The sequence below is a fragment of the Vagococcus allomyrinae genome (assembly GCF_017829975.1).
Classification (GTDB): domain Bacteria; phylum Bacillota; class Bacilli; order Lactobacillales; family Vagococcaceae; genus Vagococcus_D; species Vagococcus_D allomyrinae.
Genome location: NZ_JAEEGA010000006.1, coordinates 207,002 through 232,291, shown reverse-complemented (window position 1 = coordinate 232,291; position 25,290 = coordinate 207,002). Strand labels below are relative to the sequence as shown.

Sequence of the window (25,290 nt, the reverse complement as noted above, 5' to 3'; positions counted from 1 at the left end):
CCCATCTCATACTTTAACTTCTGTTATAGTCGATTTTTTTGTCAGAATAAATCGACGAATCACATAAATTATTAGACTACTTATCACGATCATTAACATTAGCCACTTACCTAAATGACTCTGTAAAAAAACTAGGCCATAACCGAGATAAGGGACCCCGCTGGTTACCTTGCCAATGATATCTTTAGGTAAGACAACTTGCCCATCAGGAACTTTGTTGGCATCCCCTTGAGTTCTAGCAAAACCTTCCTGCTGATTGATCTCAATAATACGATGCGTCACCACTTTATTGTCTTTTCCTTGACTTCGAAAGGTAATGGCATCTCCAACTGTTAGTTCAGAAAAATTTAATGGTTTGGTAAAGACGACGCCACCGACGGGATAAGCAGGCTCCATGGAGCCTGAAAGGACGATAAACGCCCCCCTTCCCTGGGTTCTTCCTATAAAGAAGAAGAACGTTAACAATGCTAATGCCAATACTAGTAATGAGCCAAGTTGATTGATTAATTTAGTCACCTGACATCAGCTCGTTTCTTCGGCACTGGGTTATACTGATTCACTGCTTTCGTTTCATGACTCAACCACTTCGTATTCTTAAGGGTATTCTTAAATGTCGCTGTGCCTGGATTCTTGCTACTAATTTGAATATCTTTTTGTTTAGTATCTGCCTCATAACGACTGGACCACTCACTTATTTCCTTAATACTATAAGTACCTGCTTTCAATTCCATCAGCGTTGTTTGACCAGAAGTTTGATTCTCGTTTAGTGTGATCGTTTGATAATAAACTTCAACCTTTTGACCGTTTCTCCAAGTGATTTCAAATAAGAATGTTTCATCTCCGAAAGTTCTTGGGCCGTTGGCTATGACATCCTTTTTAATCGTCAAACGGCTCGTCGCCACATAAATCGTAAAGTGAGCACCTGCTGGTTTCGGAGTAGTGCCGTAATCAGCGTTTACGTGACTAGTATACTGACTAACATTTTGATTATTAGCCTTTACTAACCAAGCATAATTCGTTGTCTCGCTTGGACTGACAATCGCCGGTTCAATCTGGGAACTGCCTACTTTCTGAGGTTCTGCAGATACAACTGGTTCCGTTCCTTCGATGACGGTCGAAGTCGTCTTCGTATTTTTCCAAGAAGTCTTAACCTTTCGCTCTTGTAAGGTTGTACTGTCACCTAATTCAATTTGTTTATTGGAACTAGTAATTTCAGGTCTAAATACATAGACTTTAAAACCTAACGAAGGATTAAATTTAGCGTTATTTGACAAAGTCACTTCATTAAGACTGCCATTGACAACTTCTTCAGTCAGCAAATCCATAGAAGCAGCTTTGGCCCCTGTTACAGATGGAGCCGTTCCAGTAAAATCAAGCTGAGTCAACGTGGCAGCCTTTGGATGTTGCCATTCCGTAATGACAGGTAATTTATCGTTGATGTTCACGCTATTAGTTAAATAGATATGACGATCCGGTGCTGCTAGGAGCGGGTTAAAGACATAGACATTCACATTCTCCGATTTATTGAGTGACACAACACTTGGTGTAGCTGAAAGTGCTGGTACTACGGCATAACTGACTTTATAAATCACATCTTCTGTTTCATTTCGAATAGAATCAAACAGCGCATCTTGAAAAGCGGTTCCTGCTGGAATAGTTTTTTCAGCTAAAACACTGGCGCCTTTTTCTATTTTATACGTCACATTAACATAGCGATTGTTTTTACCATTGAGTTTTGCAAGATTGGTATAAAAATTACCAACTTGAGCGCTATTGCCTAAATAGATTTTTTGATCTTTGGCCTTAATGCCAGCATCTTTCAGCGGAATATTAACTTTCGGGATATCAAATACTTTCACCAATTGCTCGACACCATCACTTGTGGTATACGCTCCTGAAATCCCTTCATTCGTGATAACCTGATTGCCTCCCATAAAGTCTTCTTGAACTTTAACCGAAAAGCGAATAATCACTTTATTGTTTTTGGTGGCTTCCGTTGGCGTACTGCCATTAAAAATAACGGGATCTAAATTAACATTTTTGACATCCACTGTTTTCGTATTGATTCCATATGCCACCACTGCATTGGAAATCGGTACTAAAGAGGGAGCATAAGTCCAAGCCTTGTAAACTTTTACCGTGCTTAAGTCAATTGCAGTCGTTGAACTGGAAAAGAAAGGCTCTTCCGTTAGCACATCCCGAATGGTTAGGTTGTCAATTTTACCAATTTCAGTGGCAATCGATTGGAAAATGCTTGATAAACCACCAGCAGTTGTTGTCGTTAGATAATAGTTCGCTCCTTTGGGGTTAACACTATCTAAAAAGAGCGTCCCCTGATAATTATTAATATTAGAAACTGTTGCTTTAGGATAGTTACTGGAAATTCCATTTAGCATACTATTAGGGACATCTTGCGACCCGACAATCGTTGGATTAGCATTGTTCTGGATCCCAATACTATAAATTGTGGCGCCTAATTCCTGCTTGATTCGCCTAGCCGTATTGACCGCCCCACCGGCAATTTGCGAGACAGTCGCGTTATTATCGGCCGGCTCACCATCAGTAAACAATATAACAACTTGATTGGCGTTACGATTAGGGACCTTTTTATTTGATATAACGACTTCTTCAGCATTTGCAAGACCTCTATCCTGCCTAGTTGCGCTAGCAGTCGATAACCCATTAACCGTATTTTTAAAGTTGGTCACATTTGCGCTATTATCCGTTCTATATGTGGTTGGATAGGTCGCAGCATTTCTGGCATAAGTTACAAGTCGCATAGTATGATATTGACCTGTTCCCAGTTTTGTTTGTGACTCTTTCATTGAATCTGCAAAATTGGTTACCGCTGTTTTTAATGCAGCCAATTTCGTCACTTTATTTGAAAAAGTGTCGTCCATACTTAAAGACACATCTAAGACAAAAACCACATCCACTTGAGAGCTACTTGTGACAACTTCCCCCTTCGCATAAGCTTCCAATTGAAAATCAACTGCTTTTTGAGCCTCATTATACGTAGCTGTTTTGTTTAAGACTAAATTAGTATCTGCAGCAGCCAAGGTTGTAGATAAAGGGCCAGCGCTTAAAAAATTGGCCGCAGCACCTATATAAGGTTCTTCACCTTGACTCGCATCACTTGTGCTTGTTTCAACTTGTGATGAACTCGTGTCAAAGGTTTGGATGTCACTAGTGGGTTGACTGTCACTTAGCACAGGAAGTTGCTCAGAATCTTGGCTCACCTCATTAATAACGCCCTGATCCCCATCTGTTTGCTCGCCAGTCGTTTCCTTCAACGCCGCTAAACTACTTAATTGTTCCTCGGTTAACTCTGCTTCAATCTGATGACGTTCAACCTCAGTCAACGTTGCTAAATAGCTTTGTAATTCTACTCCTTTTAATTGTTCAATCCCCTCCACATTTTCAGTCGTCGCAGCTGTTGGAGTTTGTGCCAAAGTTTCGGCTACCACACTGAAAGGCATTAATTGTAGTGTCAATGTCAACATGACCAACAGTTTCACCATGAGATTGACTTGTCTCTTCATCTTCTTCACTCCATTCTCCTGTGTACTTGTACCGGCTACTGTTAGTTAAGCTCGCCTTCTCTGACGATAACTACCCTAAGTGTAAAAAAAAGACCTAACTCTCACAATCACCTGACAGTTAGGTTTCGCTTAATTATTATTTTCACAATAGTCTGACAATTCGTTATTTAACGTTATTTTTTTAGAAAAAAGGTGAGGTTTTCACTTTAAAAACATCCCTATAATACACTTTATGCAGTTTTTATGATTCAAAAATGTGTTCTTTTTTTAATAAGTTAGATATAATTCATCATAACAAGATGCTTTGTTTCCAAAGCTAATGACACACATGTTTATACTACAGGGAGGTAGTTATAAGATGGATAAAAAGTATATACAAAATGAAAAACTACTGTTCGAAACATTACCAACTAATTTTTTACCCCGTCACCATATTATCCGCTCGCTCAATGATGCAGATGATAAACGTATTATTCATTTTCAAGCCCCTGGTGGCTACGGAAAAACGAGTTCAACTGTCCATTGGCTAAATCATCGGAAAGAGCCTGTTTTATGGGTGTCATTAGATGAATATGACAACCTGCCTACCTTGTTTTATAAACTTTGTAGCCAAGCACTTTTAGGCGCTCAATCTGATAATCATGCTCTAGCAAATATCGTCAATCATTCTGACTTTCCCTCATCGCCTGTTGAATTTATGATTCTAGCCCTTTCAGCTTTTAAGACAGAAGAACAACCTTACACGATGGTTCTAGATGATTTCCATTTTATTACCAATCCTAAAATATTAAAGTCACTTCCTTTTGTGTTAAAACGCCTATCATTGTCAACAAAGATTATCCTGCTCAGTCGAGCGGCCTTGCCTTTGGAAATAGAAGAACATTATAGTTCGGATAAGATTCTTAAACTAACAGCCAGTGACTTGGCATTCACCAAGGAGGAAATTCTCAATTTTTACCAGTTAATAGGAAAAAAGGCTTCTAATGAAGAAATCACCACCATTTTCTCACAAACAGATGGTTGGCCGATCGCCATTCAATCTTTAGCAGCCAATCCGGTTCTATTGACCGCCCCCTTAAATCAAAGCAACCGTCTGGCCATGTTTATTGAGCGGCAAATGTGGGATAAATGGCCTGCAAGCACTCAGGATTTTTTACTAAAACTATCAACTGTCAATGAGATCACACCAGCCATTGCGCGACTAATAACTGGAAATGCTGACAGCGAGGCATTGTTAGCAGAGCTGTCTTCCCAAAGTATGCTGATTCATCAAACTAATGAAAATACATATCGTTTTCATCAACTTTTTCAAGATTTTTTGAGTTGTAAACTTCAATCAGCCCAGCATCTCAATGTTTCGTCACTTTATCAACTATTGACTCGTTACTATCTAGAAGTTGGTGATATCTTTAACGCCAGACAAGCCGCTATCAATAGTCTTGATGAAGATTTAATGGTTGCTAGTCTGATGAATGATACTCAATACGTTAATTACAAGACCAGTATTGAGGAATATGTGGATACCGTCCTCAAATTTCAAGCACAAAATCTACCTCTCTCCATCTATGAGCGAGAGCCGGTCTTTCATATTATTCCTGCATGGTACTATTACTTAACAGGCCAAGGAATAAAAATGACGCAACACGTTGACCAACTTTTATTGCAATTCGAAAAAATTGCCATAGCAGCGCCTTCTTTTATACCAGAAATAATTTTAATTTTAGGTCTTGACCCACGGCAAAGTTTGTTGGAAAAGATTATTTCCATCTCAAATGTTTTCAGCTTGCCTGAACAACCAGTGAAACCTGAGACGAATAAAGAACTCTCTCTCACTCTCCAACTACCATTTCTACACCGCGGCTTACTCGATTATTCTGAATTATCTGATGAAGCCACTTTCATAGCAGTTCGTCCCCATTTCGAAGAACTGTTACAGGATCAGGCTACTGCAACACTTGATTGTGTTTATGGCGGTCTGCAGCTTGAACGCAACGATATCTTGACTGCTTCACAATTCATTTATCAAGCTTATGCTAAAGTTGACGAAAACTCCACGCCAGAATTCTATTTTTCCATCTCTATGCATTTACTTCAGCTTCACTATTTAAAAGAGGAAGGCATCTACTTTCAAGAACGAAAAGATACACTAAAGCACTGGTTAAAAGAAACCAATAACTATTATTTATACCCTAACTTTTCTGCCTTCACTTCTCGACTGGCCATATGGGAAGGAGATAAAAAGAAAGCAAAGGCCTGGCTAGACAGTTACTATGTAACAGAATTCTCGCAAATCGAAGTCTATAAACTCTACCAACACTTAACAACCATTAGGGCACACATTCTATTGGATAATCGACATGAAGCCATTCTATTGACAGAACGTCTCCTCCGTTACACTCAAGAATTTAAACGGCCAGCTGATGAAGCAGAAGTAATGGTTTTGCAAGGCATCATTTACTGGCGACTTGGCAATCAAAAACAAGCCATCAAAATAATCGAAGAAACTCTCAATAAAAGCCTACCATTCCATTTTATTCGAATTTTTGCAGACGAAGGGGCAGCAATTTTACCGATTTTAAAAAAATTGAAAAATCAACTTAGCCAATTCAACGCGCCATCAAAAGAGTTTCAACATTATTTAAATGAAATTATCCTTGCAGCAACTCAAGTTTCATTAAAACGCTCGGGGATATTACCACCTCTCTCCACCGAATCAGTCCGTTTATCAAAACAACAACTGAAAATGGTCGAACTATTGGCGGCTGGTCATAAATTTAATGAAATAGTTGAAATAACAGGTTTGTCAATTAATACCATCCGCGCTCACGTCAACTTGGCTTATCAAAAATTAGGGGTTAACAACAGCAAAGAAGCTGTCTTAAAAGCAAAAGAACTCAAGGTCATTGCTTAATCGCAAAGTTGCAGTAAACGGCTCAAAAAAAAAGGACGACTCCCACCATGGGAATCGTCCTTTTCACTATTCTGTTGATTTTAACGCTTCAATCATGTCCACATTTCGCAATTTACGATGCATCACCCACATGACAATTAATGAAAATAAAAGAGTTAAGAGGGCCGAATACAGATAACTCATTCCGTGAATCGTCGGGGAAAACATCAGCATATCAACTTCAGCCGTTTCCAGTACGAAGCCATGCAACAGTTTCCCCGCAACACAGCCGATTAAAATCCCCAGTACCGTCAAAATATTATTCTCACGATAGACATACATCGTCACTTCATTATTATAGAACCCTAGAACCTTAATCGTCGATAATTCACGAATCCGTTCTGATACGTTGATATTGGTTAAGTTATACAACACGATAAACGCCAACGTACCCGCTGAAATAATCAACACCCAAACAACAATAGTCAAACTATCAATCGTATCGTCCATCGCTTTACTCGTTTGACTCAGGAAACTAACATTCACAACTTGCTCATTTTCCATCAAGCTTGCAGATATCTTGTCTTCTTCTTTGCTTGACGGTTTATCATCAAACAACAATAATTCTGAATTGTATTCTGGTTCTTTTTCAAAAACTTGCTGATAATAACTAGGTGTCATATAAACAAAATGCATGGCATAATTTTCAACAATATTCGCTATTTTAACTGGAAATTTACGATTATCGCTGTCTGTCAATTCGAAAGTGTCTCCGACTTTCAGTTTAAACATCTTAGCTAGCTTCTCATTAATAATAGCCCCTTGATCCGTTAATTTATACACCTCACCTGATTTTCGATCGTTAAACAGAACAAAATCAGCCAGATATTTAGTCTCTTTGGGAACATCAAGGGTAACCGTCTGAGTTGTTTTCCCTTTTTCCATGACCCGCATGAATTGTTGCGACAACACCAATCGCTTGTCCAAGCCAGGTACATTTTTAACGTCAGCTTCATAAGCAGCCGTTTCTTCTTTCGTTGCCTCATCATTATACGTCACAATTCCTTGATAGTGCCACAACTTACTAAATTGAATGGACACCACATCGGAGATAGAATCACGAACGCCAAATCCGGTAATAATCAACGCCATACAGCCAGCAATCCCAAAAACTGTCATAAACATCCGCTGTTTATAGCGGAATAAGTTGCGTGCTGTTACCTTATGATTAAAGCTCAGTCGCTTCCAAATAAAAGTTAATCGCTCTAAAAATATCCGCTGACCAGCCTTTGGTGCTTTGGGTCTCATTAAGGTAGCCGGTGTGCTGAATAAATCATATCGTAAAACAACCATTGACGAAATTAACGTACACATTAAGGCAACGATAATTGATTGGATTGAATAACTGGCATAATAAACCGTTCCCGCTGACGGCAAATTATAGAGAGAGCCATACGCATCGATAATCACTCGCGGAAAAACATTAAAACCAATTAACAAGCCTAGTATACTACCGATTAAACTAGCGGCAGTGGCGTAAACAATGTACTTTTGCGAAATTTCCCAATTGGTATAACCTAACGCTTTTAAGGCACCGATCTCACCACGCTTTTCATCGACCATTCTGGTCATGGTTGTCAAACTAACTAGCGCCGCAATCATAAAGAAAAACACTGGGAAAACAGTTGCAATTGAAGAAATACGTTTTGAATTCTCGTGATATTCAGAATACCCAGGATTGTCTTCCCGATCAAGATAGAAATAATCGGGTTCCTTTAAATCAGCCAACGCCTTTTCTTTTTCAGCCAATTCTTTTTTCCCATCAGCAAGTTTTGCTGATTCAGTTGTGAGAGATGCTTCACCATCTTTAATTTTGGCTTCTGCATCAATCAATTTCTGACGCCCCTCAGCAAGCTGTGCCTGACCTTCAATTTTAGCTTGCTCCAACTGCGCATACCCTTGATTTAAACTCACTTGACCTTCAGCAAGCTGAATTCGTGCGGCTTCAAGCTGAGCAACACCCGCTTGATACTGAGCTAAACCTGACTGGTATTCTGCATAACCTTGCTGGAGAGGGACTAACGTATTAATCAATTGCTCTAATGGCCCAGTTTGACTGGCAATTCCAGCAGCAGCTTGACTCAACTGAGGCGCAACACCTATAATCATTGGCCGTGTTTCCGGCGTCATCGGTACCCCAGAAACAGCCATAATAGCAGTAGAAATTTGACTTAAATCCACATAAGAGTTAACCAGAGAGCCACTCCATTGACTCAATTTATCAGCTGGTATTACCTCACCATCCGGCGTGTCAGTCGCAGTTGCGACCATATCGTTCGCTATGCTAGTCAAATAACCAGCGAACTGTTGCAAATTAGAGATTTGGCCTTGAAGTGTGGCAATCTCCATCCAAGGCTCAATCCCTTGTGCCCGCATTTGTTGCTCTGCTTGATCCAATTGCGCTTTCGACGTAGCTAGGGTTTGTTGAGCTGCCCCTAAATTCTGTTCTTGAACGGCTAATTCAGCCTGACCATTGCTGAGCTCTTGAGAACTACTAGCTAATTTCGCTTCACCATTTGCAATTTCTTGTTGATAAAGGACCTCGGCATTCGCTAAATCGACTTGTCCCTGATCTAAGTCAGCGCGTCCCTTTTCCAGTTCACTTTGGGCTTTTTTTAACTGTTTCTCGCCATCAGCTAGTTCTTTTTTAGCCTGAGTAATTGGCTCTGCTGCTTCTTTTTTTATTTCGGCCAAGCGGTCAGCCGGTCGCGTTTTAAAATTTTTCTTAACACCCTTAATCCCGGCCGCCACTTCTTTATTATAAGCCGTAGAATAGGCTTGCAAGTCACGCGTCCCTTTATACGTAAAATAAACCTCCGTATAGGTTTCCATATCAAAATTTGCTTCTGGGATAACGGCAAAATAATCAATGGAACCTTTGCCCACTTGAGTATTCCCCCGAGTCATATTTTCAATAAACATCGGCGAATTCACAAACCCAACCACTTGATACTCTGTTTGATTAAAATTATCAAGAGACTCTTTATCCCCCTGAATTGTTAACGTATCACCAAGTTTATATTCACCATATAGCTCTGCCAAACTATCCAGTGCGATTTCACCCTTTTTCTCTGGCAAATGTCCTTTAATCACTTTAAATTCGTTAAGATTATGCTTCTTTTTTTCTGGCAAGGAATAAAAACGAACCACTCGATTGTCACTAACCATGTTAATATCTTGACTGTATCCCGGTTGAACGACCTCGACTGCTTGATCCTTTTCTAACAGATCTAAATCGGTCTCTGTGATTCCCATCGTTGAAATGATTTTTCCATCCATCAAATTCTTTTCAGTAAAGTAGCGGTCAGCTGACTCGATCATCACTGGCCCCGTCGCTTTAATTCCTGCATAAAAACAAACTCCAAGTAAGATTATCCCGAGTATCGAAAGGAAACGCGCTTTTGACTGAAATATTTCTCGCATGATTGATTTGCGCAAAGCTCTCTTCTTCATTCTTTCACGTCCTACCACTCAATATTTTCCACTGAAATTGGTTCTGGATTAAGTTCCACACTTCTAACACGTGCATCATTAATCCTAATGACCCGGTCGGCCATCGGTGCGATAGCTGAATTATGGGTAATAACAATGACCGTGGTTCCCGTATTACGACAACTATCTTGCAATAGTTTCAAAATCTGTTTACCTGTTTCATAATCCAGTGCGCCAGTTGGCTCATCACAAAGCAAAAGTTTAGGATTTTTTGCGAGAGCTCTCGCAATTGCCACACGCTGCTGCTCTCCACCAGATAATTGAGCCGGGAAGTTCACCTTCCGTTCTTCCAAGCCAACTTGCTGCAACACATAATCAACATCTAAGGCATTGGGAGAGATCTGTGAAGCCAATTCGACATTTTCTTTCGCCGTTAAATTAGGAACTAAATTGTAAAACTGAAAAACAAAACCGACATCTAAGCGGCGGTAAGTCGTTAATTTGCGATCATTAAACTGGGCAATATCTGTTCCATCAACCATTATTTGCCCTTCATCACAAGTATCCATACCACCTAAAATATTTAAAACTGTAGACTTACCAGCACCACTTGGTCCTAAAATAACAACAAATTCACCTTTTTCGATAGAAAAATTAATATCATTATTAGCAGTAATGGTTGTTTCTCCCATCTTATACCGTTTAAAAACACCTGATAACTCAACATAGCTCACTGCGCCACACTCCTCTTTCTTATCGGTTCGCTCTTTCAACGCTAAGGTCTTTAGCATTTAGTATTTGCTGTAATGGAAGGTTATTTACTGCAAATCGCTTCTCCACTTGCTTATCAAGTCCTTTATCCTGATCTTTTAAAACCGATCACGAAAACGTCCTGTCACGTTTTTTTTAGTCACTTTATCTTAATCTAATCATTTAAACTTATTCACTATTAGATACTTAATAACAAACTTCTCAGCCAAATCACATACATGTTCTATTTTAACATAGTTTACTTTTCAACCTATGAAAAATCTTTGAATTATTCCTTGGAAGTTTTCTTTGAGTTCTTCTCCAAAATTTCGTATAATACCTATTGATGGAAAAATTGATGGGAACTACTGTTTTCGTAAGAAAATTCCCATTGATAAATAGCCAACAACAGAAAGTAGGAAATAATGGCGAAAAGAAAAAAGAACACACCAAAGCTTAATCCAACAATCACGACCATTATTATTTTGGGATTACTATTTCTAGGTGCTCTTGGCATTCAGGTGCCCGAAATATTACAAGATTACTTTGGGGTCGAAACTCCTAAAACGGTTGAAAAATACCCTAATCAAAAACCAGCGTCAGAAACTGGTGAAAATCCTGGGCCCATTGACCACGGCCTAGCAACTTTTACTCAAGAAGAACTAACGCCTTCTAGTACTGGATGGATTACCTATGGTAAACTAGATGGATTGGAGCGACCAACAGAAGCCAATGCCTTAATCACTAAAAAAATGATTAATACGGGAACCAAGGCTAACCGAGATGTTCGTCCTCCAGGATTTATTTCCGGACTCGAACCCCACGGTCATTCAAGAGGCCATCTCATCGGACGACAATTTGGTGGTAGTGGTGATGATCGCCAAAATTTAGTGACACTCTATCAAACACCAGTCAACAGCCCAATGATGACCGAATTTGAAAACCAAATTCGCCAGGCTGTTGACAGCGGTGAGACAGTCCGTTACCGAGTAACACCGATCTATAATGAAAGTGACCTAATGCCAAAGGAAATCCACATGGAAGCCCAAAGTATCGAAAAAAGTGGTACAATTAACTTTAATGTTAGTATCTTAAACCTAAAATAGGAGGTCCTCTTATGCAGCAAGTTTTTGTGACGTTACAGCATCTGTTAAAAGATAAAACCGTCGATACCTTTATCAAGCACTTCGATGATCGACGTATTTTCCAATACGACGATTACTTCCTACTTGATCAAGAGCGAATCGTTCGGATTTTCAACACCAATGTCGTGGAACTTCAATCCGACATCACCCTCTCCCCTGATTATTTTGACCCGGCAACTAAAGTTGTCGCAATGACGATTGACGGTGATTTTATCTTAGCCAATGACCAGCGAACCTATGTCATCCCTAAGAGTTTAGTGACATCAGATATCGAAGTTTTTGAACTGCCACTGATTGATTTTTTTGTTGACTACGAAGAGCAGCAATTAAACTCGACAATCTTACCAACCGCCACTTTACCTGAAGGAGAAGATGAAGCGATCATCATTCCAACTGAGGATGAAGGAACAACTGAACATAAAAAGGGCTTTTTGTCACGCTTCTTTAAATAGAAAAGCAACTCCTCAACCTATTGGTCAAGGAGTTGCTTTTTTAATCATTTAATCTTCCAAATACATATCTTTGTAATCATAAGAAGCACCTGCAGTATGAGAAACGTAACCTTTCATTTTAGGATTACGTAAATGGCCTTCCACAACTTGATAGACTGGAATAATACCTGCGTCTGTTTCCAACAATAATTTTTCGGCATCTAAATAATTTTGCCATCTAGCCTCTAAATCATTGCCATTTTTGATTGACGCTTCTTTAATCAGCTCATCATAAGCCGGATTTGCGTAACGGCCACGGTTATAAGGATTTCCAGTAACAAAAAGATCTAAGAATGATCCAGGATCGTTGTAATCAGCTCCCCAACCAGTTAACACCATATCGTAATCGCCAGCACTTGTCCGATCAAGACGGATTGGTTTTGTCACAGGTGTCACAGTGGTCTTAATTCCCAATACATCTTTATATGCACCTTGCATATATTCAGCGATCTTTTTAGTAGAATCATTGTCGTCTGTCATAATATCAAAAGTCACAGTTTCAACATTTAATTCTTTTTTAGCCTTTTCAAAGTAGTCTTTGGCTTTTTCTTCATCAAACTGTTTATAAACACCAGAATCCTCAACAAAATCTTTTTTAGTCACTGGATTTGTTGCCAGTTCCCGTGGGACGATCCCGGTTGAAACTGTTGACCCATCGCCTAAAACATTATTAACGATGGCCTCGCCATCAAGCGCATAAGACAAGGCTTTCCGTAAATTCACATTATCAAAAGGCTGAGTGTCACTTTCTTTATTCACATCAACATAAATGGTTCGACCATCGGATTCCGTCACGTAATTATCATCAGCACGGTACTGTTGAGCTAATTCACCGGTAATAATCACATCATCCAACTGGCCATCTTCAAATAAATTTAACGCCGTTGAGGCTTCTTTGACAACCTGAGCATTGACTTTCGATATTTTCACATTTTTAGCATCCCAATAATCTTCATTTTTCAAATATGACCATTGGAGATCTGAACCAACACCGTCAAACTCACTTAAAACAAAGGCGCCATTGTAGACAGATGTTTCGCTACTACTCGCAAATTCCTTGCCAAACTCTTCAACAGACTTTTGATTTAATGGGAAAAAGGTTGGAAAGGCCAACAAAGATTCAAAATAAGGCGTAGCTACCTCTAGGGTAATTTTCACTTCAGTGTCGCTGACCGCCTCAATACCCAATTCATTTGCCTTTTTGTCACCCTTGATTACGTCAGCAGCATTTTTAACTGGTTCAAGTAGGTAAGCGTATTCCGATCCTGTTGCTGGATCAGCAACTCGTTGCCATGCATAGACGTAATCTGCCGCGATAACAGGGTCACCATTTGACCATGTGGCATCGTCTCTTAAGGTTAGGGTGTATGTTAATCCGTCATCACTTTTCTCTGCTAATTCTTTAGCTCCTGCTGGAATCGGTTGATTATCTTTGTCCATTCGATAAAAACCTTCATAAATCTGGTTCAACAAACCGAAACTAACCTTATCAGTTGCGGTTGCCGGATCAAGTGATGCAACTTCTTGTGGTATGCCAAAGCTGACAACCTGCTCTGCAACAGAACTCTCTTTTTTCGAGCTACTGCTTGTTTCCTTATCTTTACTGCCACAAGCTCCTAACAGTAAAACAGATGATAAAATAATCACTGAACTTATCATTTTTTTCTTTTTCATATAAAATCCCCCTTAATCATATAGTTTTTATCATACGTCAAAAGTAAGGGGAATTCAATCATTTTTTCATTTTAAGTTCACTAAATTCTCACCAAAAACAAATAAAACGTTTACTGATTAAGAACAAAAAAAAAAGAAACCCTCAATAGGCTTCTTTTACAGCTTTTTATGCTTCGTAACGACATTTACCGTCTAAGTAAGTGGCTTCTAATTCCATTTTATCGGTTAAAACGATAAAATCAGCATCTCGTCCTTTTGCTATCATGCCACATTTATCATCAATATTACAACTTACAGCAGGAATCAAGCTTGCCATCATCACTGCTTGCTCTGGCGTAGCCATCCCCCAATCAACCACATTTTTTAAGGCTTCTTTTAATTTTAAGATGCTGCCAGCTAAATTTCCTGATTCTAAACGAGCAGTTCCTTCGGCAACGACAACGGGGAATTCACCCAACATATAATTACCATCAGGCATACCGCCAGCCATCATACAATCGGTAATTAATGCAATATGATCATGCCCCTTGGTCTTGACTAACACATCCATAGCATTTTTGTGAACGTGGTGTCCATCACAAATCAACTCAGCATAGACGTCATGCAATGTCATAGTCGCCCCAACCATTCCTGGTTCTCGATGATGAAGACCACGCATCCCATTAAAAGCATGAACAAAAACGCTCGCCCCTGCTTCGACTGCTTTTTGCGCTTCAACTAAAGTTGCATCGCTATGCCCCAACGCGACGACAACCCCTTGTTTCGTCACAGTTTCAACAAATTCTGTGACACCTTCACGCTCCGGTGCCAAGGCGATTTTTTTAATAATACCACCAGAGGCTTCCTGCCACTCATTAAACACCTCTAAACTAGGGTCCAAAAAATACCCAGGATTTTGTGCCCCTTTGTATTTCTCAGTGAAAAATGGGCCTTCAAAATAAATGCCTTGAATTTTTGCTCCCTGAACCTCTTGATATGTATCTCCAATTGTTTTAGCAACTTTCGTTAGCAGCTCACGAGATGATGTTAAGGTTGTCGGTAAATAAGAGGTCACACCACATGAAAGGAGCCCTTCTGACATCACTTTTAGCCCGTCTGCATCAGCATCCATCACGTCATGATTCAGATACCCATGAATATGCGTATCAACTAAGCCAGGAGCAATCCATTTACCACTATAATCCGTCACTTCTGCATTTTCCGGTATTTCCGCAACAACATTGCCAAACAAACCTGCTGTTATTTCTAAATAGCCAGGACCAACTACCCCACTTTTTAAAAAGAATTTGTCTGCTTTAATATAAGCTGTCATCTTAATCCTTCTTTCTATATAACTCTCACTATTATCTATTCATAGCCAGAGTGATATCCTTCTTTTATACTATCTAAATTACGCTCTTTCAGAAGAAAAGTCAAGATTGGTGTATACCATTATTTAAATAATAACTCTTTGCTTGTCGCAATTTCTTTTAACATTTCCGCCATTTCAACAAAGCGAATGGCTTCATCCAATTGATTGTGATCCTCCAAAATAATTCCTTTAAGCATCAATAGTTCTTCTAAAAAGTAATAGCTATTTTTTTTACGAGACCAAGAAATACCTTGATCAATCAATTCCATCGCTAAATCATAATTGGACACTTCAATACAAGCAGCGGCAGCGTTATAAAATATTTTCGTTAATTCGACTTGGCAACGCTCATCAGGAACGGTATAAAATAATGCCACACTTTTCTTAAAGTAAAAGTCACCTAACTCCCCTTGACCTAATTCAAAATAAACGCGCGCTAATTCGCTCAATAACAATATTTCTATATCTGAAACCACTTTTTTCTTCGTTGTATACGTGTAATTTAAACTTTTTTGCAATAATTCCAACGTACCTTCTAAATTTCCTTTTAAGTGATACAGACACATAGCGCAATAATAAAGATGCTTTTGCCGTTCCTCATCAGAATATAACTGCTTGACAATATATTCTTGACTAACTAGTTTATTTAGCTCATTAAATTGCTTTATTTGATAATAATAGGTCATTAAATCCAACCATTCATTATTTTTTTTAATCGTATTTGAATCTTGATTTAAAACTTGATCAATTGAAACTTCCAATCGCCTACATAATTGTTGCATGACCACTACATTCGGTACTTCTTCGTTGTTTTCAATACGGCTTAAGACACTTTGGGAACAAATACTTTCCGCCAACATCTTTTGCGTAAAATGGCGCTCTTTCCGCATTTTTTTAATAACCGACCCAAAATCGTACACTTTGACACCTCTTTTTTTCAATATGCTAATTCACATTTTAATCCTTTTTTTTCAATTTATCAACAATTTTCGAAAAATAGTTGCATATCTTAATATGTGAATTAAGGTTCAAAAAAAACTACTAACTTATCAGTTAGTAGTTTTATGTCTTTTTTTAGACTATGACTGATCCTCAAAAAGGTATTAAATAACAAAATTTATAAAAAACACTACCTATAAACTCTTTAATAGCAGCATTTATAAAATTAGTTTTTTTACTTATTTTGACAAAAACGACCTTTTGGGAAGCTAATCAGACTATGGGAAAGTATAAAACTTTCTCTATACTCTAATCGGCGTCTAGCTTATTAACCACTAGATAAATGACCTTGGCCTAAACACTACGCAAGGCTTCGATCTCAACAAACACTGAGTACTGCCGATGTTCTAGCGGTTTAATCCATGGAGACAAGAACATCAAAGTGAAGCAATAAGAAAAATGGCAACGATTCGCGAAGCTTTTCTTATTAAGCTTGTCGATAATTACTTAGAAAATCAGTCATGCTTGACGTCATCTCTTTCAGATCTTCTACTTTCGGTAAATAAACAACACGGAAGTGATCTGGTTCTGACCAGTTAAAGCCACCACCATGAACCATCAAAATATGGTGTTTATGCAAAAAATCCAAAACAAATTGTTCATCATTATGAATGTTAAATTTTTTGGTATCTATTTTCGGGAAAATATAAAAAGCTGCCTTTGGCTTCACTGCTGTAATTCCAGGAATCTCATTTAGAGCTCTCCAGATAAACTCGCGCTGCTCGTAAATGCGACCTCCAGGTAACAACAACTCATCCGCACTTTGGTAGCCACCTAAAGCCGTTTGAATAATTTGTTGTGATAGCACATTTGAGCAGAGTCTCATTGAGGCTAGCATATTAAGCCCTTCGATATACCCTTTAACGTGTCGTTTTTCCCCACTTAGAACCATCCAACCACAACGGAAGCCAGCAACCCGATGAGATTTAGACAAGCCATTAAAACTGACAACAAATAGGTCTGGTGCGACGGTAGCCATCGGTATATGCGTTAACCCATCCATGACAAGGCGATCATAAATTTCATCAGAGTAGATAATCAAGTTATTTTCTCGGGCAATTTGAGCGATCCCTTCCAGTATTTCTCTCGGATACAAGGCCCCTGTTGGATTGTTTGGATTAATAACCACAATCGCTTTGGTTCTAGAAGTCACTTTTTTTCTTATATCCTCTAAATCAGGGTTCCACTCAGCTAGCTCATCACAGATGTAATGAACAGGCGTCCCCCCAGCTAAAGAGACTGATGCCGTCCACAAAGGATAATCTGGCATAGGAATTAACACTTCATCGCCATTGTTAAGTAGTCCTTGCATACTCATGGTAATTAGCTCGCTAACCCCATTACCAGTATAGATGTCATTAATTGACACATTGGGAAAACCGCGTAACTGACAGTATTGTTCAATCGCTTTACGGGCAGAGAAGATTCCTTTCGAATCAGAATAACCTTCAGAATCGCGAACATTCATAATCAAGTCTCTAACAATTTCATTTGGAGCATCAAAACCAAATGGAGCAGGATTCCCAGTATTCAACTTCAAAATACTGATCCCTTCTTCAATCATTCGATCTGCTTCTTCCAGAACAGGACCACGCACGTCGTAACTAACACCTTCTAATTTCATTGATTTTTGAAATTCTCTCATTTTCCTCTTCCTCCCGTAAACACCTTTTTGGTTATAGCTAAAAATACACTAACAATCAGTAAATTGCAATTACTTTTTTGTTATCTTTAGAAAAAAAAGAGAAAAACCCACTAACAGGTTTTTCCCCACTATTGCCATTATAACAATCTGTCTCCAGCCGTCTTAACTCTTCTTAGTAACTTTTGAAGCTGGGTCTAATCGACGTTCTAGCATCCCTAGAAACCCATCAACGGCGATTGCCATTAAGGCCGTAGGTAAAGCTCCGACTAAAATTAAAGCTGTTCCATCAGTGGCATTCGTTCCTCTGATGATGATGTCACCCAATCCACCAGCCCCTACAAAGGAGCCGATGGCAGTAATTCCGATAGCCACAACTAACGCATTGCGAATCCCTGCCATTATGACCGAGATGGAAAGTGGTAACTCCACTTGAAATAACAACTCAAAGCGAGTCATTCCCATTCCTTTGCCAACATCTAAAACAGTCGAATCGACTTGTATCATGCCTGTATAGGTATTTGAAATGATTGGTAAAAGAGAATAAAGAAAGACGGTTACGATAACTGTATTAACCCCTAATCCCAATCCCAGCATCAGGATTGACAACATGGCGAGGGAAGGGACTGTTTGAATCACATTCGCTGCGTTAATCACCCATCGGGATAATTTCCGTTTCCGAGCAATTAGTATTCCCAAAGGGATCCCAACGATGGCAGCGAACAAGACACCATAAGCTGAAATTAAAAAGTGACGGCTAAACTGACTAAGAACATAACTGCCATTTTCATTAAAGTAGTAGAAAAATTGTTGAAGTACATTTAAGTCTTTCATTACTTATTTTCCCCCTCTTCACTAAAATAGCGATGCTCTTGTAAAAAGCGTTGAGCGACAATTTCAGGCTCTAATAAATTATCATCTACTTCAAAATTTAGTTTCTGCATCGTTTTAGTGTCAATTTTACCTGATAGTTTCGCCAAGATACCATCCAGCTCAGGGACTTTTTTCAACAGTGCTTCGCCAACAACGATTGAGCAATCATAGGGCGGAAAGAAGTGTTGGTCATCCTCTAAGACAACTAAATCATAGCTAGCAATCCGACCATCTGTCGAATAGCCTAAAACAACATCCATTTTACCAGCGTTCACCGCATCATAAACCAGCCCAATCTGCATAGGGAACACTTTACTAAAATCAAAACCATAGTCCGCGACAAACCCTTTGTAGCCATCACCTTTACGGTCTAACCAAGAGGTATCAACACCAGCCGTTAACTCCGATGCCACATTTTTCAAGTCACTTATTTTTTTCAAGTTATACTTTTCAGCCGTTTCCTTTTTAACCATAAAAGCGTAGGTATTAGCAAAACCATAAGAGGGATACCATTTTTGGTCAAAGCGACTCTTAAATTCATCTTGAACAATTTTTAAGGCCTTATCTGGATCCTTTTCCGGTTGTAGCTTTAAAGCCCCACTTAAGTCGGTCCCGGTATATCGAGAAGCCGATATGCTGACATCACCATTTAGCATCGCTTGATGCATGACTGTTGAGGAACCTAAATTATTAACCATATTGACCTTAATATCTGTATAATGCTCCACCATTTCTTTAACCATTCCAGCTAAAATCTGTGATTCAGACGTGGACATACTGCCAACAGAAATAGTCTCCTTACTATTGCCACTTGGTAGTCCAGGTAATGAACACGAACTTAGCATCAGTGTTACAACCAGAGTTACCATCATTACGCCAATTTTTTTTCTCATCATATTACTCACTCCTTTCAACAAGTGGAGTCAGTTTATCTTCCAGCTTTGTAAAAATAAAATCCGTTAACAACGCCAAGATAGTAACTGGAATTGTCCCACCTATAATAAGATTAGGCAAGTAATTGTTTAACCCACTAAAGATTAAGTCACCTAAGCCGCCACCGCCAATGTAAGACGCCAGAGTAGCCCAAGCAATCACATAAACAGCAGATAATTTAACCCCAGCCATAATGGTCGGCAAAGCAGCAGGGATCTCCACTTGAACAATCGATTGAAAATTCGTCATTCCCATGCCTTTAGCAGCATCTTTTAAGTCAGGATTAACACCGTCCATCCCAATAAATGTATTACGTAAAATTGGCAGAAGGGAATAGATAAACAACGCCACAATAGCTGGAACCTTGCCAACACCTAGAAATGGCACCATTAGGGCCAATAAGGCTAAGGAAGGAATGGTCTGTAATAAACTGGCAATCCCAATAACGATCCCTGATATTTTAGGTGTTCGTGTTAACAAAATACCTAAAGGAACTGCCACGACTACGCCTAAAAATAAAGCGATAGCTGACACGGTAATATGTTCACCCGTTTTGACAACTAGTTCACGCCCATATTCTTGCAAGAAAGCATCCATAATTATGCTCCCTCCTGACCGCTAGTTTTGTCCTCAATTGCTGTTTCTAAATAATCCTCATCGCCCCAGACAACATCATAAACGATGTCCACTAAAGAAGAACGAGTCACGATTCCGACCAGACGTTTCTGATCATCTACAACCGGTACATATTTCAAGCCCCGTTTCAAAATCCGCTGTAACGTATCTCTTAAATAGGAATCTTTGCGGACAAAGAAAACTTCATGGTGAATGATGTCACCGACGCTCGTTGCTGAGCGGCGATTGCGATTAATATCTTCCACATCGATAAACCCTTTTAGCACTCCGGTACCATCAACAACTAACAGCGTGTCAACCCGTTTTTCACGCATCAATTTAATCGCTTCTGAAATTGATTTTTCAGGTGTAATCGAAATGGCAGCTCGCAGCATGACTTGCTCCACGGTTGTTTCTTCCTGCCTGGCTTGCATTAAGCGCTCTTCACCAATAAGATTTTCGACAAATTCATTGGCTGGGTTCTTCAATATACTGCTTGGTGTGTCAAATTGAATGGCTTTGCCATCATCCATAATCAAAATCCGATTGGCTAATTTAATCGCCTCATCCATGTCATGAGTCACAAACACAATCGTTTTCCCCATCTTTTCTTGCAATTCTTTAACCAAATCTTGAAGGGACTCTCGCGTGATTGGATCTAACGCGCCAAAAGGTTCATCCATCAAAATCAAATCCTGATCTGCCGCTAATGCTCGGACAACGCCGATCCGTTGTTGTTGCCCACCAGACAGTTGGCTTGGATAACGATCCAACATTTCTCGAGGTAACTCTACCAAATCAATAAATTTTTCGGCAATTCGATTCCGTTCTTCTTCAGGCCATTTTAATAATTTAGGCACCATCACAATATTTTCTCGAATGGTCATATGAGGCATTAAGCCAATATTTTGAATGACATAACCAATTCCTCGACGCAACTGGACTGGGTCTTGCTTAGAAATGTCCTTGCCATCGATTAATATTTGGCCACTTGTTGGTTCAATCATCCGATTTAGCATTCTCATGGTTGTCGTTTTACCACTCCCACTGGTTCCGATAAAACACACAAACTCCCCTTTTTCAAAGGAAATATTCACATTATCGACGGCCTTTTTACCACCCTTAAAGACCTTTGTAACATTTTTAAATTCAATCACACTTTTCCACTCCTCACTCTGACCGAAACACTCATTTCAAATGCAATTTGACATGGCGACCTTATTGTTTAAGATTAGAAATTGACATAAGGCCTCGCTAAAACAAGCATATCGGCACTTTTCTGTATTGAAATAAAATGTTGCTTACTTTACCAGTATGGGCTATTACCCATAAAAATTCAACTTTGACAGTCTGAAAATGGCGTGTTTACGCATTTTCTCATCGCTTTCAGCCCTAGCCATCGTAGTAAAGAAACCGTTTTTATATTTTTTTAATAAAAGTTTGTTTTTCATAACAAAAAAACACCTAAAATCGGCAAATTCACGCTTGATTTTAAGTGCATTAGCTATCAACGTTCAGCTAAACGATACCCTATTCCTACCTCTGTCAAAATATAGTGAGGATCAGCAGGATTTGCTTCTAACTTGCGTCTTATGTTTGACATATTCACTCGCAGTGCTTGATTCTCATTGACATACGGGCCCCAAACGGCCTTCATGATCACATCATGAGTAAGAACCTTTCCATGATGCTGGGCAAATAATGTTAATATTTTGTATTCAGTCGGTGTCAAATGAACCTCTATGGCGCCCATTTTGACCTGTCGACGTTCCAAATCTATGGTTAACTCACCCGTTCGAAAAAAATTGAGGGGAGCATCAATTTTTTTTCGATGACGTAATGCTGTCCGAATTCGTGCCAATAACTCAGACGTTCCAAATGGTTTGGTGATATAGTCATCGGCACCTGCATCAAGACCAGCAACTTTTTCTTGCTCATTTCCCCTGGCAGACACAATCAATACAGGAACTTCGGACCAGGTTCGGATTGTAGTTAAAACTTCTAACCCATCCATATCTGGCAAGCCTAAGTCTAAAATAATTAAGTCTGGTGACCAAGTAGCTGCTAAAGATAATCCGGTAGTGCCGTTTTCAGCTGTCTGAACCTGATAGTCCGCTCCTTTTAAGACTGCGGTCATAAAATTTTTAATCCCTGAATCATCTTCAATCACTAACACTAGTCCTTGTGTCATTTCTATCCATCCTCTCTTAAAGGCAAGCTAAACCTTAAAACAGCACCACCTTGGGGATTATTTTCGCCCGTTAAATTGCCCCCATGGGCCGCCACTATTGTCTGGCAAATCGATAACCCAATGCCCAACCCTCGTTTATTATCCACCGGAATTAGCGGCTCTCCTTGAAAATTATTTTGCAGTTTTTCCAAAGTCATCTCAGATAAGCCTAACCCGTGATCGCTAACAGTAAAAACAGCCTCATTTTCTTTGCTTTCCACAGTCACCTCGATGGCTTCAATTGTCCCAGAATGTTTAATGCCATTCTCCAACAGATTAATCAATACTTGCTCAATCAACTTACCGTCCATAGGAACCAATAATAGCTCTGATGGCGCCACAACCTTAATTGTTTGGTGCTTAAATCGTTTTCGTATTCGATTGACTGCTGCGCCAACAATTTCTTCAACAGCTTCTGGTACCTTTTTCACCCGCATCGTTCCTTCATCAATCCGAGTCACAGATAACAGATTTTCAACCATTCGAATCAACCACTCAGAGTCCTCTTTAATATCATTTAATAACTGAATTTCCAATTCAGCAGAGAGCTTCCCCTTATTTTCCAGCATGGCAGAACTAGCCCCTAAGATGCCCGTTAATGGCGTTCGTAAATCATGGGAAATTGCTCGTAATAAGTTTCCCCGCATTTTTTCTTTTTCATTTTCAATCATAATTCGCTGTTGCTTATCTGCTAACTGTTGACCTTCCAAAGCCAAGGAAAGCTGTGATGTAATTAGCTTCAGGAAATTATGATTTTCGTGGCTTAGGGGACTTTCCTTTTTACTGAGAATCCCAATGACTCCCAAGACTTGTCCGTTTGACATAATAGGTAAATAATAGCCATTTGCACCCATTAAGGTATCACTGCCAAAACCAGCCACTTTTCCATTATTAAAAACCCAATTAGCCACGCCTCTTTCGTCCTCAGATGTCAAGCGGTCAACATCCTGAGACTGATACAGTTGAACCTCATAACTAGCATTTAAACTTTCAGGCTTTTCCGTGTAAAAGATAATGGTTTTCTCAAGCATTCGCCCTAAGTAACCAGTTGTCAAAGAGACAATGTCAGCCAGGTTTTCGCTCCCCAACAAGTGTTGGTTCAACTCATAAATCACTTCCATCCGGTGTTCTTTTTCAATGGATTCAACGGCTTGTTTTTTGACGCGAATCATCATATTGCTGGTAATTAACGCCACACTTAACATGATGATTAGGGTAATTGGATACCCCGCTTTGTAAACGGTCAGCGAAAACAACGGTTCTACAAAAAACCAATTAAATAACAATACGCTAACGATTGAAGACAACGCTCCATAGACATACCCTGCGGTCACTCGCGAAATTACCAGCACCGTAAACAAATACACGATGATCACATTTTGATCACCTAATCCCCAGTAAAGAAAAAGTTCAGAAAAGAGTGTCCCTGCCACAAGTAACATTCCGCTTTTAAACAGATCCCTAGTAGACAACCAGTTCTTTAATTGCCAGTTCCTTTTTGCCCCTTGTAATGATTGTTTTGGTCTTTCTTCTAGGTATGGAATGATATGAATGTCTACGTCAGCTAGTTCACTAATTAAGACATCTTCCAGTTCTTTACGAAAAATAGGTCTAACCCACTTTTTTTGTTGGTTTTTACCGATAACAATATCGGAAATTCCCGTTATTTTTGCATAGTGAATCAAGGTTGACAGTGGATCATCTGAATTTAACGTCAATGTTTCTGCACCTAATTTTTCAGCTAATTCAAAACTTTCATTTAATTGTCTCTGAAGAACAGCATCACCTTCCTCATCTTGGATGGCTAGAGCCACCCAGTCCAATCGTAAAGCCGTTGCTAAACGAGCAGTCCAACGCAGGCATTTTTCGAAACCACCGCGAGCTTGAGGTCCTAAATAAACCAATAATTTCCCCTGGACTTTCTTTTTCATCGGCATCGCTTCCGGGCGATTGTCCAAGCCAATATGGTCAGCCGTTTTACGAATGGCAATTTCTCGTAGTAAACTTAAATTTTCTTCTGTAAAAAAATGCGCCATGGCACGTTTAGCATTCTCAGGCTGATAAATTTTTCCTGCTGCCAAACGACCTATCAATTCCTTAGGTTCTACATCAATTAATTTGATTAGAGCTTCTTCAAAAAAACTATCCGGGACAGTCTCACTTACATGAACACCCGTAATCGACTCTACAATATCATTTAAGCTTTCCATGTGCTGAACATTCATTGTCGTATACACATCAATTCCCGCTCGTAATAACTCCTGTATATCCTGATAACGTTTACGATTACGAGACCCCGTTACATTGGTATGGGCTAATTCATCAACTAAAATTAATTCTGGTTGTCTAAAAAGGCTTTGATCAAGATCAAATTCAGCTAGGGTCATTTGACGATAACTCATTTCTTTAACTGGCAGTTGTTCCAATCCATCTAACAGCGCAAGTGTTTCTGGACGAGCATGGGGCTCCACATAACCAACAACTACATCACGCCCTCCATCTTTTTGCTCCCAAGCTTCCCGTAACATGCTATAGGTCTTCCCAACCCCGGCTGCATAACCAAAAAAGACTTTTAATGACCCACGTGATTGCCCATTTTCCCGATACTTCATTAATAGAATATCCGGATTTGGTCGTTGTTCGTCCTTCACACTTATCCCTCC

At 39.4% G+C, this 25,290-nt stretch carries 17 protein-coding genes; 3 read left to right on the top strand and 14 right to left on the bottom strand.

Annotated elements, in window-relative coordinates:
* Window positions 1-6: 6 nt before the first annotated feature.
* Together I6N95_RS11120 and I6N95_RS11115 are read right to left on the bottom strand one after the other, a co-directional pair.
* Complete coding sequence (locus I6N95_RS11120; RefSeq protein ID WP_209527608.1) at window positions 7-516, bottom strand: signal peptidase I; 510 nt, start codon at window positions 514-516, stop codon at window positions 7-9.
* On the bottom strand, window positions 513-3,542 hold the full coding sequence (locus tag I6N95_RS11115; RefSeq protein ID WP_245249431.1) for a vWA domain-containing protein: 3,030 nt from the start codon (window positions 3,540-3,542) through the stop codon (window positions 513-515). Before I6N95_RS11115 ends, I6N95_RS11120 begins: the two co-directional genes overlap by 4 nt.
* A gap of 358 nt (window positions 3,543-3,900) precedes the next feature.
* Between I6N95_RS11115 and I6N95_RS11110 the strand changes: the two genes are divergently transcribed.
* Complete coding sequence (locus I6N95_RS11110) at window positions 3,901-6,453, top strand: winged helix-turn-helix domain-containing protein (protein ID WP_209527604.1); 2,553 nt, start codon at window positions 3,901-3,903, stop codon at window positions 6,451-6,453.
* A gap of 66 nt (window positions 6,454-6,519) precedes the next feature.
* Here I6N95_RS11110 and I6N95_RS11105 read toward each other — a convergent pair whose 3' ends face one another.
* Both I6N95_RS11105 and I6N95_RS11100 read right to left on the bottom strand, forming a co-directional pair.
* Entirely contained in the window at window positions 6,520-9,945 is a 3,426-nt protein-coding gene (locus tag I6N95_RS11105) for an FtsX-like permease family protein (protein WP_209527602.1), read from the bottom strand.
* A gap of 11 nt (window positions 9,946-9,956) precedes the next feature.
* A complete protein-coding gene (locus tag I6N95_RS11100) occupies window positions 9,957-10,616 on the bottom strand; it encodes an ABC transporter ATP-binding protein (protein ID WP_430727536.1) in 660 nt (219 codons plus the stop codon).
* A 483-nt stretch (window positions 10,617-11,099) separates the two neighbouring features.
* Between I6N95_RS11100 and I6N95_RS11095 the strand changes: the two genes are divergently transcribed.
* Both I6N95_RS11095 and I6N95_RS11090 read left to right on the top strand, forming a co-directional pair.
* Window positions 11,100-11,780, top strand: coding sequence for a DNA/RNA non-specific endonuclease (locus tag I6N95_RS11095; protein WP_209527600.1), 681 nt, complete (start codon window positions 11,100-11,102; stop codon window positions 11,778-11,780).
* An 11-nt stretch (window positions 11,781-11,791) separates the two neighbouring features.
* Complete coding sequence (locus I6N95_RS11090) at window positions 11,792-12,271, top strand: hypothetical protein (RefSeq protein ID WP_209527598.1); 480 nt, start codon at window positions 11,792-11,794, stop codon at window positions 12,269-12,271.
* A gap of 48 nt (window positions 12,272-12,319) precedes the next feature.
* Here the strand turns inward: I6N95_RS11090 and I6N95_RS11085 are convergent, their stop codons facing one another.
* From I6N95_RS11085 to I6N95_RS11040, 10 genes are all read right to left on the bottom strand, one after another.
* The gene (locus tag I6N95_RS11085; protein WP_209527596.1) at window positions 12,320-13,984 is read right to left on the bottom strand and encodes a peptide ABC transporter substrate-binding protein; all 1,665 of its coding nucleotides are present in this window, start codon (window positions 13,982-13,984) and stop codon (window positions 12,320-12,322) included.
* A gap of 166 nt (window positions 13,985-14,150) precedes the next feature.
* Window positions 14,151-15,296, bottom strand: a complete 1,146-nt coding sequence (nagA, locus tag I6N95_RS11080; RefSeq protein ID WP_209527594.1) for an N-acetylglucosamine-6-phosphate deacetylase — start codon at window positions 15,294-15,296, stop codon at window positions 14,151-14,153.
* A gap of 119 nt (window positions 15,297-15,415) precedes the next feature.
* On the bottom strand, window positions 15,416-16,255 hold the full coding sequence (locus I6N95_RS11075; RefSeq protein ID WP_209527592.1) for a helix-turn-helix domain-containing protein: 840 nt from the start codon (window positions 16,253-16,255) through the stop codon (window positions 15,416-15,418).
* Between the two features lie 506 nt (window positions 16,256-16,761).
* A complete protein-coding gene (locus tag I6N95_RS11070; protein WP_209527590.1) occupies window positions 16,762-17,979 on the bottom strand; it encodes a pyridoxal phosphate-dependent aminotransferase in 1,218 nt (405 codons plus the stop codon).
* 162 nt (window positions 17,980-18,141) lie between these two features.
* Window positions 18,142-18,810, bottom strand: a complete 669-nt coding sequence (locus I6N95_RS11065; RefSeq protein WP_209527589.1) for an ABC transporter permease — start codon at window positions 18,808-18,810, stop codon at window positions 18,142-18,144.
* Entirely contained in the window at window positions 18,810-19,745 is a 936-nt protein-coding gene (locus I6N95_RS11060; protein WP_209527587.1) for an osmoprotectant ABC transporter substrate-binding protein, read from the bottom strand. The genes I6N95_RS11065 and I6N95_RS11060 overlap by 1 nt, the downstream gene beginning before the upstream one ends.
* A gap of 1 nt (window position 19,746) precedes the next feature.
* Window positions 19,747-20,379 carry an ABC transporter permease gene (locus I6N95_RS11055; protein ID WP_209527585.1) on the bottom strand — a complete coding sequence of 211 codons (633 nt, stop codon included), beginning with the start codon at window positions 20,377-20,379 and terminating at the stop codon, window positions 19,747-19,749.
* 2 nt (window positions 20,380-20,381) lie between these two features.
* A complete protein-coding gene (locus tag I6N95_RS11050) occupies window positions 20,382-21,554 on the bottom strand; it encodes a betaine/proline/choline family ABC transporter ATP-binding protein (RefSeq protein ID WP_209527584.1) in 1,173 nt (390 codons plus the stop codon).
* 350 nt (window positions 21,555-21,904) lie between these two features.
* Complete coding sequence (locus I6N95_RS11045) at window positions 21,905-22,588, bottom strand: response regulator (protein ID WP_209527582.1); 684 nt, start codon at window positions 22,586-22,588, stop codon at window positions 21,905-21,907.
* 2 nt (window positions 22,589-22,590) lie between these two features.
* A complete protein-coding gene (locus I6N95_RS11040; protein ID WP_347340547.1) occupies window positions 22,591-25,278 on the bottom strand; it encodes a DUF4118 domain-containing protein in 2,688 nt (895 codons plus the stop codon).
* Window positions 25,279-25,290 lie beyond the last annotated feature (12 nt).